The sequence below is a fragment of the Pantoea sp. X-Soil-ISGK-275 genome (assembly GCF_059730795.1).
This window is the reverse complement of record NZ_AP035976.1, coordinates 4096021-4108674: the sequence shown is the minus strand read 5'-3', so window position 1 is coordinate 4108674 and position 12654 is coordinate 4096021. Positions and strand designations below refer to the sequence as shown.

The following is a 12654-nucleotide window of genomic DNA, read 5'->3' as shown; positions in this document are numbered from 1 at the left end:
GGAGAGGGTCATGACGGAACTGGCACCACGGGAAAAACTGATGTTAATGGGCGCCGAAGTGCTGAGTGATGCTGAGCTGCTGGCGATTTTTTTACGCACCGGTATCAGCGGCACCAGTGTGCTGCTGCTGGCACATCAGATGTTGAACGAGTTCGGTTCGCTCTATCGCATTATGACGGCCAGCAAAGAGGAACTCGGGCAGATTAAAGGTGTGGGCAGCGCCAAAATGACGCAGCTGTATGCCATAGCCGAACTGGGAAGGCGGTTTTTTGCCAGCCAGCTGGCGCGGGAGAATGTGATGGAGAATCCACAGGTGACGCGCCATTACCTGCAAAGCGTGCTGGCGCATCAGGAGCGCGAAGTGTTTATGGCGCTGTTCCTTGATAACCAGCACCGCGTGTTGCAGGCGCAGAAGATGTTCTCCGGCACGATTGCCAGCGTGGAAGTTCATCCGCGCGAAATCGTGCGCGAAGCGCTGAAACTCAACGCAGCAGCGGTGATTCTGGCGCACAATCACCCGTCGGGCATCGCTGAACCCAGCCGCGCCGACCGCGAGATTACCGGAAAAGTAGGACAAGCCTGCGCGCTGCTCAATATCCGTTTACTTGATCATTTGGTGATCGGTCACGGCGAGTTTACCTCTTTCGCCGAGCGCGGTTGGTTGTAATTCATCGATTCAACTGAACAGAAATAGGGCATTTTTGCGCGATCCAGAGGGATCTTTATCTGTTCGGGACTTGAGCACTTGGGCTGAGCGGCGTATACTACGCCACCTTTGAGAATCTCGGGTTTGGCGTTTGGGCCAGCTTAGCGGGTTCACATGGAACTCGCCTGGGCGGGCTAAGGCCTGACGAGGCGGCCAAAACCTAGTTTTTAAAGCTCGAGCTGATTTGATTTTTGGAGAATAGAAATGTCACGAGTCTGCCAGGTAACTGGAAAGCGTCCGGTAACGGGTAACAACCGTTCCCACGCAATGAACGCGACGAAACGCCGTTTCCTGCCGAACCTGCACTCTCACCGTTTCTGGGTTGAGAGCGAAAAGCGCTTCGTTACTCTGCGTGTATCTGCTAAAGGTATGCGTGTTATTGATAAAAAGGGCATCGATACGGTTCTGACCGAAATCCGCGCCCGTGGTGAGAAGTACTAAGGAACTGAATCATGGCTAAAGGTATTCGTGAGAAGATCAAGCTGGTTTCCTCTGCTGGTACAGGTCACTTCTATACCACCACGAAGAACAAGCGTACTAAACCAGAGAAATTAGAACTGAAAAAGTTCGATCCGGTTGTACGTCAGCACGTGATCTACAAAGAAGCTAAAATTAAGTAATTTTAGTGTTCTGTGAAAAACCCGGCTTCGGCCGGGTTTTTTGTTTCTGCGATTCGTTGAGGAGATGAGATGCCTGAATTACCTGAGGTAGAAACCAGTCGTCGCGGTATCGAACCCCATATGGTGGGTGCCACGATTCTGCATGCAGTGGTGCGCAATCCACGTTTGCGCTGGCCGGTCTCGCATGAAATCCACGCGCTGAGTGATCAACCAGTATTAAGCGTGCAGCGTCGCGCTAAATATCTGCTGCTCGAACTGCCGCATGGCTGGATCATCATTCACCTCGGCATGTCCGGCAGCCTGCGTGTGCTTCCCGGCGAACAACCGGCCGCTAAACATGACCACGTCGATTTGGTGATGAGCAACGGCAAAGTGCTGCGCTACACCGATCCACGTCGCTTTGGCGCCTGGCTGTGGAGCAATGACCTTGCAGGCAGCAGCGTGTTGGCGCATCTCGGTCCGGAACCGCTTAGCAGCGAATTTGATGGCGCTTATCTGTTTGAAAAGTCGCGCGGCAAACGCACCGTGATTAAACAGTGGCTGATGGATAACAAAGTGGTGGTGGGCGTCGGCAACATCTACGCCAGCGAATCGCTGTTTACCGCCGGGATCTTGCCCGATCGTTCGGCGATGAGTTTGAGTCAGGAAGAGGCGGAACTGCTGGTTAACACCATCAAAGCGGTGTTGCTACGCTCGATTGAGCAGGGCGGCACCACGCTGCGTGATTTCCTGCAAACTGACGGTAAGCCGGGCTACTTTGCGCAAGAGCTGCAGGTTTACGGTCGCACCGGTGAACCTTGTCGCGCCTGCGGTACGCCGATTGTCAGCGGCAAGCATGGCCAGCGCAGCACCTTCTGGTGTCCACGCTGCCAGCACTGAGTTAAGGCTGTGCCAGCCGCGCCAGTAACGCCTTGTGCACCACGGCAGGCAGAAATGCCTGCACGTCACCGGCGTGGCGCGCCACTTCTTTGACCAGCGAAGAAGAGACGAACGAGAAACCTTCTGACGGCATCAGAAACACGCTTTCCAGCGTGGGCAACAGATGGCGATTCATCTGCGCCAGCTGCAGCTCATATTCGAAATCCGATACCGCACGCAATCCACGTACCAGCACATTGGCACTCTGCGCCTGGGCAAAGTTCGCCATCAGGTCGCTAAACCCAATCACTTCGACGTTCGGCAGATGTGCCGTCACCTGACGCGCCATATCCACGCGCTCATCCAGAGTGAACAGCGGTTTTTTACTCGGGCTGGCGGCAATCGCCACGACGATGCGGCCAAACATCTTCGCTGCGCGCGTCACAATATCCAGATGACCCAAAGTAAAGGGATCAAAGGTGCCGGGATAAATCGCTTTGGTACTCATACGCGACCTTGTGTTGAGGTGTGATTCAGCGCCCAGAGCGCCGAGTATTTGTTGAAAGTGTATTGCGCGTTAACCACCGCCAGGATCCAGCCCTGTTTGCCATCAAGAAAACCGGCGCGCAGCAGTAGCGTTTTAATGAACGCGCCGAGCGTATGGCTAAAGATCGAGAACAAGCCGCAGCGTTTGCCGCGCTGGAAACGCTCATTTGCCCAGGCTTCGGCATAGTTCATCTGCTTACGCTGAAACGCAATCAGGTCGCGGCAGGTGAGATGTTGCAGATCGCCCGCCAGCTTCACTACCGGCGCACCTTGCGTCTCGAGTGATTCGTGTACCAGATTGTCGTTGTAATTGAGCTTGCGCGGATAAAGACGCATGACGCGGTCGGGATACCAGCCGCTGTGGCGCATAAAGCGGCCGAGAAACAGATTGCTGCGACCAAGGCTGTAAACGTTGTCCGATGCGGGCTGCGCGAGAACCTGCTCGATAGCGCGACGCAGTTCTGGCGTCACACGCTCGTCGGCATCGATCATCAAAATCATCTCGCCTCGCGCATGGGCCTGCGCGCGCTGGCGCTGCTTGCCAAATCCCTGCCAGCCTTCAGCCTGGAACACCTGCGCGCCCTGTTCGCGAGCCACCTGCACCGTGTTATCGCTGCTGCCAGAATCAAGCACCACAATCTCATCCGCCCAACTGACAGAAGCCAGCGCCTCCGGCAGCAGTTCAGCTTCGTTTTTGGCGATCATCACCACGGAGAGACGTTGGCGTTGCGACATGAATTAGTGAGCTCGCGGTGGTAAGTGAGGTTCGAGTAACTGTAGCAGACGCTGTAATGCGCCCTGATTTTGATGCAGCACGTCCACAGCATGGCGGCCGTAATAGCGGCGATAATCGTCATCCTGCAGCAGGTTAGCGACCTCTTTCTGCAGCGATACCACGTCAGTGACGGTAATCAGCCCTTCGGCTTGCTGCAGCTTGGCGCAGATATCTTTGAAGTTCCAGATATGCGGGCCCATCAACACCGGAATGGCATGCGCTGCCGGTTCCAGCGGGTTGTGACCGCCGCGCTCAACCAGGCTACCGCCCACAAAGGCGAGATCGGCGATACCGTATAGCATCATCAACTCGCCCATGGTGTCGCCAATCACCACTTGCGTGGAGCTTGAAGGAATTTCGCCGCTGCTGCGTAAGGTAAAGCTGAAGCCACGTTTTTGCGTCAGGTCGCAGGCATCTTTGAAACGTTCCGGATGGCGCGGCACCAAAATCAGCAGCAGATTGGGGAACTGTTGCAGCAGGCGGCGATGCGCATCGAGCACAATCGCTTCTTCGCCTTCGTGGGTGCTGGTGGCGATCCACACCGGACGACGCGATGCCCACTGACGACGCAGCGTGACCGCTTTTGCCGCCAGCTCTGGCGTCACGGAAATATCAAATTTGAGGCTGCCGGTAACGGTGAGATGCGAACGCTTCAGGCCAAGGCTGAGGAAACGATCGCCATCTTCGGCGTTTTGCGCGGCAATCAGCGTGATGCGTTGCAGCAAGTCGCGCATAAAGCTGCCGAGCTTTTTGTAGCCTTTGGCCGAGCGCTCAGACAGGCGCGCGTTGGCAATCACCAGCGGAATCTTGCGCTGATGAAGAATACGAATGATGTTTGGCCACAGCTCGGTTTCCATGATGATTACCAGGCGTGGATCGACGGTATCAAGGAAACGGTTGATGGAACCTGGCAGATCGTACGGCAGGTAAACGTGGTGCACATCTTTGCCAAACGCTGACTGCGCACGTTCGGAGCCGGTCGGCGTCATGGTGGTGACGGTGATCGGTAGCGTCGGATAGCGGTGACGCAGCGCGCGCACCAGCGGCACCGCCGCCAGCGTCTCGCCGACGGAAACCGAGTGCAACACAATGCCATGCGGCAGCACTTTTCCAGTGCAATAGCCGTAGCGTTCTGCCCAACGTTTACGATAGGCCGGTGCTTTTCGACCGCGCAGCCACAGGCGCAGCCAGATGAGTGGCTGAATCAGATAGAGCAAGGCTGTGTATAGAGTCGTCATAGTTACCGTTACGACAGAATCGCGTCAAAAAACAGAGGAAAGGCGGCATGTTATCAGAAATTAACCGCCTGCTCATACCCCTTCGTCAGCGGGTCTGCAGCACTTGCTGATACAGCGAGGTCAGCGCTTGCGCCAGCCGCTGCGGACCATAAGGTTCAATTCTGCGACGTGCGGCTTCGCCCATGGCAGAATTGTGAGAAAGCGCCGGTGTTGCTTTTACGGCTTCGTTTAATGCGTTGATATCTAATGCATCGCAGACAAAACCTTCCTGGCCCGCAGTGATAAACTCCGCGCCGCCGCAGCCGGTGCTGGTGATCACTGCCAGACCGCAGGCCATCGCTTCCAGCACCACATTCGGGAAGGGATCATAAAGCGTGGGCAGCAGCAGCGCATCGGCTGCATGGTAGAACGGTTGCACGTCCTGCTGTACGCCAACAAAGCGTAAGCGGTCGAGGCAATTGAGCTGGTTTGCCAGCTGCTGATAGCGCGACAACTGCTTATCCTGGCCGACCACCACCAGATAACGATCGCTTTTCGCCACCGCTTCAATCGCCGCCTTCAATCCTTTGCGCTCAAAGCCCGAGCCTACGTAAATCATTACCGTGGCATCTTGCGGCAGTTTGAGCTGCAGGCGTGCCGCATGGCGCATTGCTTCGCTGGCTGGCTGGAAGCGTTGGCTGTCAATGGCGTTATGAATCACATGGATCTTGCTGGCATCAAGCGTGAAGTGCCGCAAAATATCCTGCTTCACCATCTCTGAATTACAGATCACCGCTTGCAATGACGGCGCGTTGAACATGTCGGCTTCCGCCTGCAACACATAACGATGATAAGGGCTGAGGCGGGCACTTAAGCGCTGCCACGGCGACACGATGCGCGCGCGCTGCTCCAGCCAAACGCGATGCACGCCATCACCGGCACGAAAGATATCGCAACCGGCGATGCGTTCGTGGCTCTGCACAATATCGAACTTCTCGCGCTCCCAACATTCACGTGCGGCACGCGCAAAACCGCGCTCGCGCGAGATGCGACCAAATTTCGCCGGATTACAAATGTGCAGATGCCAGGCTGGATTCGGCGTGCCCTGCCAGCTGCGGGTGATGATATTGAGATCGAGCTGCTCGCTATCCAGCGCTTCCAGCGCACGCGAGATAAAACGTTCTGCGCCGCCGTCTGGGCGGTATTTCTGCCGGACGATCGCCAGGCGTAACTTACTCATGCAAAAAACTCCGGGCGGCAGCCACCACATCCTCAACGGGAATGGCAGAAAGATAGCGCTGTTGCGTGTTGGTATCGATGGCGTCTGGCGAGGGCAGCGGACCATAATCGCCGGCCCAAATCACGCGGTTGTGATCGCCCCATGGACGCCAGTGTTGCAGCTTGGTGGGGCCAAACAGCGCCAAACAAGGCGTTTCCAGCGCGGCGGCCATATGCATCGGCGCAGAGTCCACACCGATAAACAGCTGCGCCGCATCGATCAGCGCCGCCAGCTGCGGCAAGGATAATTCACCGGCCAGCGACACCACGTTATGGCTATGGCACAGCGACTGTATATTGGCGATCATCGCCATTTCTTTCTGGTCCGGCGCCGCAGTCAGTACCACGGTGCGGCCTTCGGCGACCAGCGCATCGATCAGCTGTGCGACTTTTTCATCTTCCCAGCATTTGAACAGCCAGCGTGAGGTGGGTTGCACCACCACAAATGGCATTTTCACCGCGTGCTGCGCCAGCACATCCTGCACTTTCCGTTGATCGGCTACGCTGAAATGCATTGAGGCTTTTGCGCCAGCGGCACTGATGCCCAGCGGCTTCAGCGCCGCCATATTCTGTTCGACCGTATGCAGCTGATGATGATCAGCCGTGCTGACCAGCTGATTGTGCATCCAGCGCCATAAGGCATTATCACGTTTGCGGAAGGCAAACCCAATGCGCACCGGCGCGCCAGAGAAACCGGTTATGATGGCACTGCGCCACTGATCGGCAAGGTTAATCACAAGGTCATAATGGCAAGCACGCACCGCTGAAAGCAGCGCCATTTCATGTCGGAATTTCCGCCAGCCGCCTTCCTTCTTCCAGTTGCGATCGATGATGTGTAACTGGCGAATGGCCGGATGCGCTTCCAGCATTGGACGGGTTTCTTTATACAGCAGGACGTCAATGTTGGCCTGCGGATAGCGCTGGCGAAGCGCGTTGATAGCGGGCGTGGTCAGCAGCATATCGCCGTGATGGCGCAGCTTGATCAGCAGAATATTTTTCGGTGCAAAGGGGTCTGGAATCGGGCTTGCCATACTCAAATGATCTCAGAATTCAGTCAGCTGATTGTAGGGCAAACCCCAAAGGCGTGAAAGCCAGACGCGGCGCTTATTTCTTGCGCCAGCGATATATCCGGCTCAGCCACAGCAGCAGTTGATACCATTGCTGAATACCGCGCGCATTACGCAGCATGCGCTTATGGGTTTGCGTGGCAAACAGATCGGCAATCATCGCCTGACGCGCGCTCTCTTCCGGCTCGCGTCGAATACAGTGGCAGACGCTAAGCGCCTCGTGCGTGATCTGGTAGTGAAACGCCGGATAGATGTTCACTTTGTGGCGATAGCGTGCGTTGATCTCTTCCAATAATTGCGCAATTTTCAGGTAATGACGCTGATATTCGACGTTGCGCTGGCCGGTGCGTTTGCGATTACTGATTGAGGCATCGTGCATGTAATAACGGTAAAGCACCCGATCGGTGTAGCGAACGCGTTGGGCATTAAGCATGAACTCAGTCGTCCATGGAATGTCCTGATGATGCAGGCCAGGTTCAAAGTAAAGTTTGAGCCGTTCAATCAAGTCACGGCGGTAAATGCCCAGCCAAACCACATGCATATAGCGATGCGTTTTAAGTGCTTTATTGAGCCACTCAGGGCCGCCGAGCACTTCGGTGCTGGTAAGGCGATCGAGAGGAATCAGTGGCTTCACTTGCTGGCTGGCTTTGAAATACCATTCTGCGTTGCACTGCGCAGCATCGAGATTGTCGTGTTCTGCCATCTCAACCAGCGTTTGATACATTGCCGGATCCATGGTGTCGTCGGCATCTGGAAACGAAACGTACTTACCGCGCGCTATCGCTAAGCCGGCATTGCGCGCGCGCGATACGCCGCCGTTGGCCTGGTGGATCACCCGCACATGTGGATGCTGCTGAGCATAGGCGTCGGCACGCTCATCAGAGCCGTCGGTAGAGCCATCATCGACAACGATGATTTCCAGCGAGGTAAGAGTTTGCGCCAGCAACGACTGCATGCAGGCGGCAAAATCATTGCCCGCATTGAACATGGGAATAATGATGCTGAGTAACGGGGATGATCTTTCAGGCTGCATGGTCATGCTGTTTTACTGTTCTTCCGTCGCGCTAGGCGTTGCTGCTGCCTGGCGCTGATAAAATCATGAATATCGTTTAGCTTCCGCTGATCAAGTTCAAACAGCTGTTCAGCGGGATGCATAAATTTGTACTGTGCGTCGAAAACAAAAGATGAGGGCGCAATATGATTTGGCCCAATCAACAACACATCGCCCAGCGGGCGCTGCTCTTCAACGCAACATGGGCCATAAATCAAAATGATCGGCACCTGCTGCGCATCGGCGATATAGACATTGCCGGAATCTGACGCGATATAGAAATCCATTTCACCGATAGCCGCTGGCACGTCTTCTAATGGCACCTTGCCAACCAGGCTGATGAGGTTCTCGCGCGCGCCGACAACTTTATACAGCTCCTGCAAGCGTGTTTGTTCATTCGGTGCGCCAAAGGCATAAAACTGGCAAGGCAGATCGCTCAAGTGGTTAAAAAGTCGCTGCCAAATTATCGGTGGGATCGTTTTTGCCTGATTACCTGCGGTAATACTGATGCCAATGCGAATGCCATCATGCTGGAATATTTCATCCGGCAGCGAGTTGGGTTGCCAAAGTGGTTGTGTGGCATGCTTAGGATAACTCTCTTTAGTGAACGAGCGATCGGCGAGTTTCAGGTAATTTTCCAGCGTCAGGGTATTTTTTTCATGTTCGACCACGCCGCTTGCAGTGAGGTAAAACAAACCCTGATAACTTTTGCGGCGATAACTTGAAAGAAACTGTTTGTTGCTGGCATTACAGCAAGCGGCAATAAACAGATTGAGATTGGTGGGATGCAATAGATAGATGTTGTCGTAGCGGTTGAGTATCTGCCACACCAACTTCATTTTTTTGACTAAGCCTGAACGATGCTCTTCGATATACCAGATGTTTTCCAGCGTGTTATCGCGCGTGGCAAGAGCGGCAACGCTATTGCTCAATAGCGCATCGCTTTTTCCCAGATGGGTTAATAGCGGGGTGATATTAACGAAATCACCGATCTTGGCTGTTTGAATAACCAGATTTTTACCGGTTCGGCTGTGGAAGATTTTCATCACCCATTTGACCGGTAAAAAAAGTAAAAAGAGAATTACATACGTCAACGATCTATCCCCATGATACGGCCACACCGACATGGGGACCTATTAACCTGAAACGTGCTGAGTGCCTGAAAATAGAGGTACTTCCATTTCTGCCAGTTGCAAATACTGCTGACAAATAATCTTGAGACTATAAATGCTTAAGTCCAGATCTTGCAACTCAGGCGGATCGGCATAAATCTCGCGCATTCTCTGCGCGAGTGAATCAGCATTCAAATCCGCTAGACCGCGCGCCAGGTCGCCGGTCATGATGGCCGACGGCGCGCCGGGGCAGCGAGTACTTACCACGGATGTGCCGCAGCTCAAGGCTTCAACCAGTACATTGCCGAATCCTTCGCTGTCTGAACTCACCACTAACAGCCGAGCGTGGCGAATCCACGGGTAAGGATTTTTATGAAAACCTTCAAAGCGCACACGTTCTGCGATGCCTAAATCAGTGGCTTGCTGGCGTAATCTTTCCGTGATTTTTTCGCTCCCCTGACCCAATAAAACCAGCGGAGCAGTGATGCCACTCTGAGCATAGGCGGCCAGCAAACGATCGTGACGCTTAGTTTCATGGAAGCGTCCGACGTGCAGCACGAAATTGCGTCCTGCAAGTGGGCAAGGTTCTGCGGCCAGTCGGGAAATAAGTTCGAAATCAAATGGGTTAAAGATGACCTGCGCTTTGCTGGGTTTCACGCCGATATTATGAATCACATCATCAATGACGTATTGCGAGACGCCGATAAGCTGTTTACCGTGGTAAGTATCACGAATTTTCAGCCGCTTAAGCCATAAAGAGAAACCTGATTTGCGAGCAAGATAGGAGGCTGAAAAAACGCCGTGCAGGCAGTACCAGGTTTTACTCGCATCCAGCGCACGTGCATAGCGAACAATGCGATCGGTTTTGTGCAGATTAGATAAAACCAAATCGAATTTTCCGTGCAGCGCTTCGCTTTGAAGCACGGCTTCATCTAACAAATGCGCACGACGATGGGTTTCAGTCAGTTTGCGCCACGGACGTGAACTTTTATCAATCACGGTCTGATAATCCACGCCCGCAGGAATGGGGTATTCGCAGACTTTGCGCAAGGAGAAAAGCGACACACGATGTCCCTGACTGATAAAACCCTCAGCCAGTGTCAGCACGACTTTTTCGGCACCGCCGCCCGGCAGGCCATCAATCACCATCAGAATGCGCTTCGACAAATTCTTTTGCTCCTAATCGCCAGCCTGTTTTGTATGACAATGCAGCTATCATCCCCTGATAAAACAGGACTGAATATAAGATAAATCAATTTATTAGGTATGTTTGGCTTCAGATATTGCTTATTGCTCTTAAGATGAACATTCTGCGTATGCGCGTCGATGTGCAGTCTAATTTACTCTAGTTTAACCACACTTATACTGCTAACAACATCTGTGGGAACACGCCAGATGAAATGTTTGCCCTCACTCAAGGGCTTGCGTACCATAGCGATGAGAAAGTGCTCATTTTACCGGATAAGTTATGGATAAGCCTGCGTTTTTAATTACTCTCGATACTGAAGGGGATAATCTTTGGCGCAATCGCAGCGGCAAGGTTACCACTCGAAATGTTCAGTTCCTGCCGCGCTTTCAGGCTTTATGTGAGAAATACGGGTTTAAACCTACCTGGCTAACCAATTACGAAATGGCGAGCGATGCGGCTTATGTTGAATTTGGTCGCGATCTACTGGCGCGCGGGCAAGGTGAAATCGGCATGCATCTTCATGCATGGTATAGCCCGCCGGAATACGCGTTGACCGATGATGACTGGCGCTATCAGCCTTATTTGATTGAATTTCCTGAAAATATTTTGCGCGACAAGGTCGCATACATGACCGATTTGCTGGAAAGCGCTTTTCAGCAGAAGATGACTAGCCATCGAGCCGGACGCTGGGCTTTTGATGAAGTTTACGCCCGAGCATTGATTGACAATGGTTATCTGGTTGATTGCTCTGTCACACCGCGCGTGGATTGGCGTAATTCATCTGGTGCGCCGCAAGGCAAAGGCGGCACCGATTACAGCCGTTTCCCCGATCATGCTTATTACCTTGATGTTCATGACATTTCCCGCGCAGGTGACAGTCCGTTGTTAGAGTTGCCGATGAGCATTCAATACCGCTATGGCACATTCACTAATCAGCTGAAAAAAGTGTGGAATGACGTACGCGGCAAGAAACGTGGTCCCTCTGTTAATTGGCTACGTCCGGTTGGGGGCAATGTGGCGCAGATGAAGCAGGTGGTTGAGCAAACACTTAGCCAGGGGAATGATTACGTCGAGTTCATGCTGCATTCATCAGAATTCATGCCTGATGGCAGCCCCACATTTAAAAATGAAGCTGACATTGAGCGCCTTTATGATGATTTAGAGCAGCTTTTCAGTTGGCTACAATCACGTACTCAAGGTATGACGCTGACGGAATATGCGCTGCAGAAGAGAAACAGCGCTATCTAGCGATAGCGGTATAAATTTATACCGCAATTTCTTTCATCATCGTTGCAACATCTTTGGCTTGAATATCCGCCATGCTGTGTCCTTGAGCAGGACGCAGCACATACTGATTCTTACCATAACCGCCAATCAGCCCCGGATCGGTTGGACCGTAAAGTGTGATATTCGGACGATCCAGCGCCGCCGTAAGGTGACTCAAACCGGTATCCACCGACACCACCGCGCGCGCGCCGGCTAACTGCTGCGCTACCTGCTCCAGCGTTAGCTTTGGCAGCACCTCAACATGGTCAAAGCCTTCCGCCAAACGTTGTGCGCGTTGATGTTCATGCTCAGCGCCCCACGGCAACTTCACGCGCAAACCTGTTGGCTGCACTAAGTCAATCAGCGCGCGCCAGTGTGATTCCGGCCAGTGTTTGTTATCACGCGTGGTGGCGTGCAGAAACACCAGATAAGGCTGAGCGTTGTCTGGCAGCGTAGAACGGAAATGCCCAGCAATCGCATAATCGCCCTGCGTCGTGGGTTTTTCATAGCCGAGGCTTTTGGCAAACAGCTCGCGCGTACGTTCCACCGCATGCTGCTGCTTGTTGATTTCATGGCGTTTGTCATACCACCAGCTGGCGAAAGGTTCGCGTGCGCTGCGGCTGTCTTGTCCGTGCTTCTCGCCTTTTGCCAGGCGTGTAACCAGCGCGGCGCTTTTAATCAGGCCTTGTGCATCAAGCACCACATCATACTGACGCGATTGCAGCTCACGCTTAAATTGCACACGCTCTTCACGCTGCTGGCTGCCGAACCAGTGCTTGCGCCAGCGGCGAATTGCCACCGGCAGCACTTTATCGACCGCCGGATGCCAGGCTGGGATTTGAGCGAAGTTCTCTTCAACCACCCAATCAAACCTGATGCCAGGAATCACCTGCATCGCATCTGTCAGCGCCGGTAAGGTGTGCAGCACGTCTCCCATTGAGGAAGTTTTAACAATTAAAACGTGCATCT

14 protein-coding genes are annotated in these 12654 nt (G+C 53.7%); 5 read left to right on the top strand and 9 right to left on the bottom strand.

The window, feature by feature from the left end:
* The first annotated feature begins 10 nt into the window (after positions 1-10).
* From radC to mutM, 4 genes are all read left to right on the top strand, one after another.
* Complete coding sequence (radC, locus tag AC6I8A_RS19135; protein WP_256697844.1) at positions 11-667, top strand: RadC family protein; 657 nt, start codon at positions 11-13, stop codon at positions 665-667.
* Between the two features lie 243 nt (positions 668-910).
* Complete coding sequence (rpmB, locus tag AC6I8A_RS19130) at positions 911-1147, top strand: 50S ribosomal protein L28 (protein WP_007885297.1); 237 nt, start codon at positions 911-913, stop codon at positions 1145-1147.
* An 11-nt stretch (positions 1148-1158) separates the two neighbouring features.
* The gene (gene rpmG, locus AC6I8A_RS19125; RefSeq protein ID WP_001051798.1) at positions 1159-1326 is read left to right on the top strand and encodes a 50S ribosomal protein L33; all 168 of its coding nucleotides are present in this window, start codon (positions 1159-1161) and stop codon (positions 1324-1326) included.
* Between the two features lie 69 nt (positions 1327-1395).
* Positions 1396-2205, top strand: coding sequence for a bifunctional DNA-formamidopyrimidine glycosylase/DNA-(apurinic or apyrimidinic site) lyase (gene mutM, locus AC6I8A_RS19120; RefSeq protein ID WP_061720330.1), 810 nt, complete (start codon positions 1396-1398; stop codon positions 2203-2205).
* Between the two features lies 1 nt (position 2206).
* On the opposite strand, the gene coaD is transcribed toward mutM, so the two are convergent.
* From coaD to AC6I8A_RS19080, 8 genes are all read right to left on the bottom strand, one after another.
* The gene (gene coaD / locus AC6I8A_RS19115; RefSeq protein ID WP_497818914.1) at positions 2207-2692 is read right to left on the bottom strand and encodes a pantetheine-phosphate adenylyltransferase; all 486 of its coding nucleotides are present in this window, start codon (positions 2690-2692) and stop codon (positions 2207-2209) included.
* On the bottom strand, positions 2689-3465 hold the full coding sequence (locus AC6I8A_RS19110; RefSeq protein WP_497818913.1) for a glycosyltransferase family 2 protein: 777 nt from the start codon (positions 3463-3465) through the stop codon (positions 2689-2691). Before AC6I8A_RS19110 ends, coaD begins: the two co-directional genes overlap by 4 nt.
* A gap of 3 nt (positions 3466-3468) precedes the next feature.
* Complete coding sequence (gene waaA / locus AC6I8A_RS19105) at positions 3469-4743, bottom strand: lipid IV(A) 3-deoxy-D-manno-octulosonic acid transferase (protein ID WP_497818912.1); 1275 nt, start codon at positions 4741-4743, stop codon at positions 3469-3471.
* A gap of 85 nt (positions 4744-4828) precedes the next feature.
* On the bottom strand, positions 4829-5962 hold the full coding sequence (locus AC6I8A_RS19100) for a glycosyltransferase family 4 protein (RefSeq protein WP_497818911.1): 1134 nt from the start codon (positions 5960-5962) through the stop codon (positions 4829-4831).
* Positions 5955-7031, bottom strand: coding sequence for a putative lipopolysaccharide heptosyltransferase III (gene rfaQ, locus AC6I8A_RS19095; protein ID WP_497818910.1), 1077 nt, complete (start codon positions 7029-7031; stop codon positions 5955-5957). Before rfaQ ends, AC6I8A_RS19100 begins: the two co-directional genes overlap by 8 nt.
* Before the next feature lie 73 nt (positions 7032-7104).
* A complete protein-coding gene (locus AC6I8A_RS19090) occupies positions 7105-8106 on the bottom strand; it encodes a glycosyltransferase (RefSeq protein ID WP_497818909.1) in 1002 nt (333 codons plus the stop codon).
* Entirely contained in the window at positions 8103-9212 is a 1110-nt protein-coding gene (locus AC6I8A_RS19085; protein ID WP_497818908.1) for a glycosyltransferase family 9 protein, read from the bottom strand. The genes AC6I8A_RS19090 and AC6I8A_RS19085 overlap by 4 nt, the downstream gene beginning before the upstream one ends.
* A gap of 42 nt (positions 9213-9254) precedes the next feature.
* Positions 9255-10379 carry a glycosyltransferase gene (locus tag AC6I8A_RS19080; RefSeq protein ID WP_256698462.1) on the bottom strand — a complete coding sequence of 375 codons (1125 nt, stop codon included), beginning with the start codon at positions 10377-10379 and terminating at the stop codon, positions 9255-9257.
* A 319-nt stretch (positions 10380-10698) separates the two neighbouring features.
* Here AC6I8A_RS19080 and AC6I8A_RS19075 point away from each other — a divergent pair, with 319 nt between their 5' ends.
* On the top strand, positions 10699-11667 hold the full coding sequence (locus AC6I8A_RS19075; RefSeq protein ID WP_293796777.1) for a polysaccharide deacetylase family protein: 969 nt from the start codon (positions 10699-10701) through the stop codon (positions 11665-11667).
* A gap of 16 nt (positions 11668-11683) precedes the next feature.
* Here the strand turns inward: AC6I8A_RS19075 and rfaC are convergent, their stop codons facing one another.
* Entirely contained in the window at positions 11684-12652 is a 969-nt protein-coding gene (gene rfaC, locus AC6I8A_RS19070; RefSeq protein WP_497818907.1) for a lipopolysaccharide heptosyltransferase RfaC, read from the bottom strand.
* Positions 12653-12654: the final 2 nt, after the last annotated feature.

Bases quoted from the DNA above. Each gene is read 5' to 3' on its own strand.
- radC (WP_256697844.1), top strand. From the start codon at position 11: ATGACGGAACTGGCACCACGGGAAAAACTGATGTTAATGGGCGCCGAA.
- rpmB (WP_007885297.1), top strand. From the start codon at position 911: ATGTCACGAGTCTGCCAGGTAACTGGAAAGCGTCCGGTAACGGGTAAC.
- rpmG (WP_001051798.1), top strand. From the start codon at position 1,159: ATGGCTAAAGGTATTCGTGAGAAGATCAAGCTGGTTTCCTCTGCTGGT.
- mutM (WP_061720330.1), top strand. From the start codon at position 1,396: ATGCCTGAATTACCTGAGGTAGAAACCAGTCGTCGCGGTATCGAACCC.
- coaD (WP_497818914.1), bottom strand. From the start codon at position 2,692: ATGAGTACCAAAGCGATTTATCCCGGCACCTTTGATCCCTTTACTTTG.
- AC6I8A_RS19110 (WP_497818913.1), bottom strand. From the start codon at position 3,465: ATGTCGCAACGCCAACGTCTCTCCGTGGTGATGATCGCCAAAAACGAA.
- waaA (WP_497818912.1), bottom strand. From the start codon at position 4,743: ATGACGACTCTATACACAGCCTTGCTCTATCTGATTCAGCCACTCATC.
- AC6I8A_RS19100 (WP_497818911.1), bottom strand. From the start codon at position 5,962: ATGAGTAAGTTACGCCTGGCGATCGTCCGGCAGAAATACCGCCCAGAC.
- rfaQ (WP_497818910.1), bottom strand. From the start codon at position 7,031: ATGGCAAGCCCGATTCCAGACCCCTTTGCACCGAAAAATATTCTGCTG.
- AC6I8A_RS19090 (WP_497818909.1), bottom strand. From the start codon at position 8,106: ATGACCATGCAGCCTGAAAGATCATCCCCGTTACTCAGCATCATTATT.
- AC6I8A_RS19080 (WP_256698462.1), bottom strand. From the start codon at position 10,379: ATGGTGATTGATGGCCTGCCGGGCGGCGGTGCCGAAAAAGTCGTGCTG.
- AC6I8A_RS19075 (WP_293796777.1), top strand. From the start codon at position 10,699: ATGGATAAGCCTGCGTTTTTAATTACTCTCGATACTGAAGGGGATAAT.
- rfaC (WP_497818907.1), bottom strand. From the start codon at position 12,652: ATGCACGTTTTAATTGTTAAAACTTCCTCAATGGGAGACGTGCTGCAC.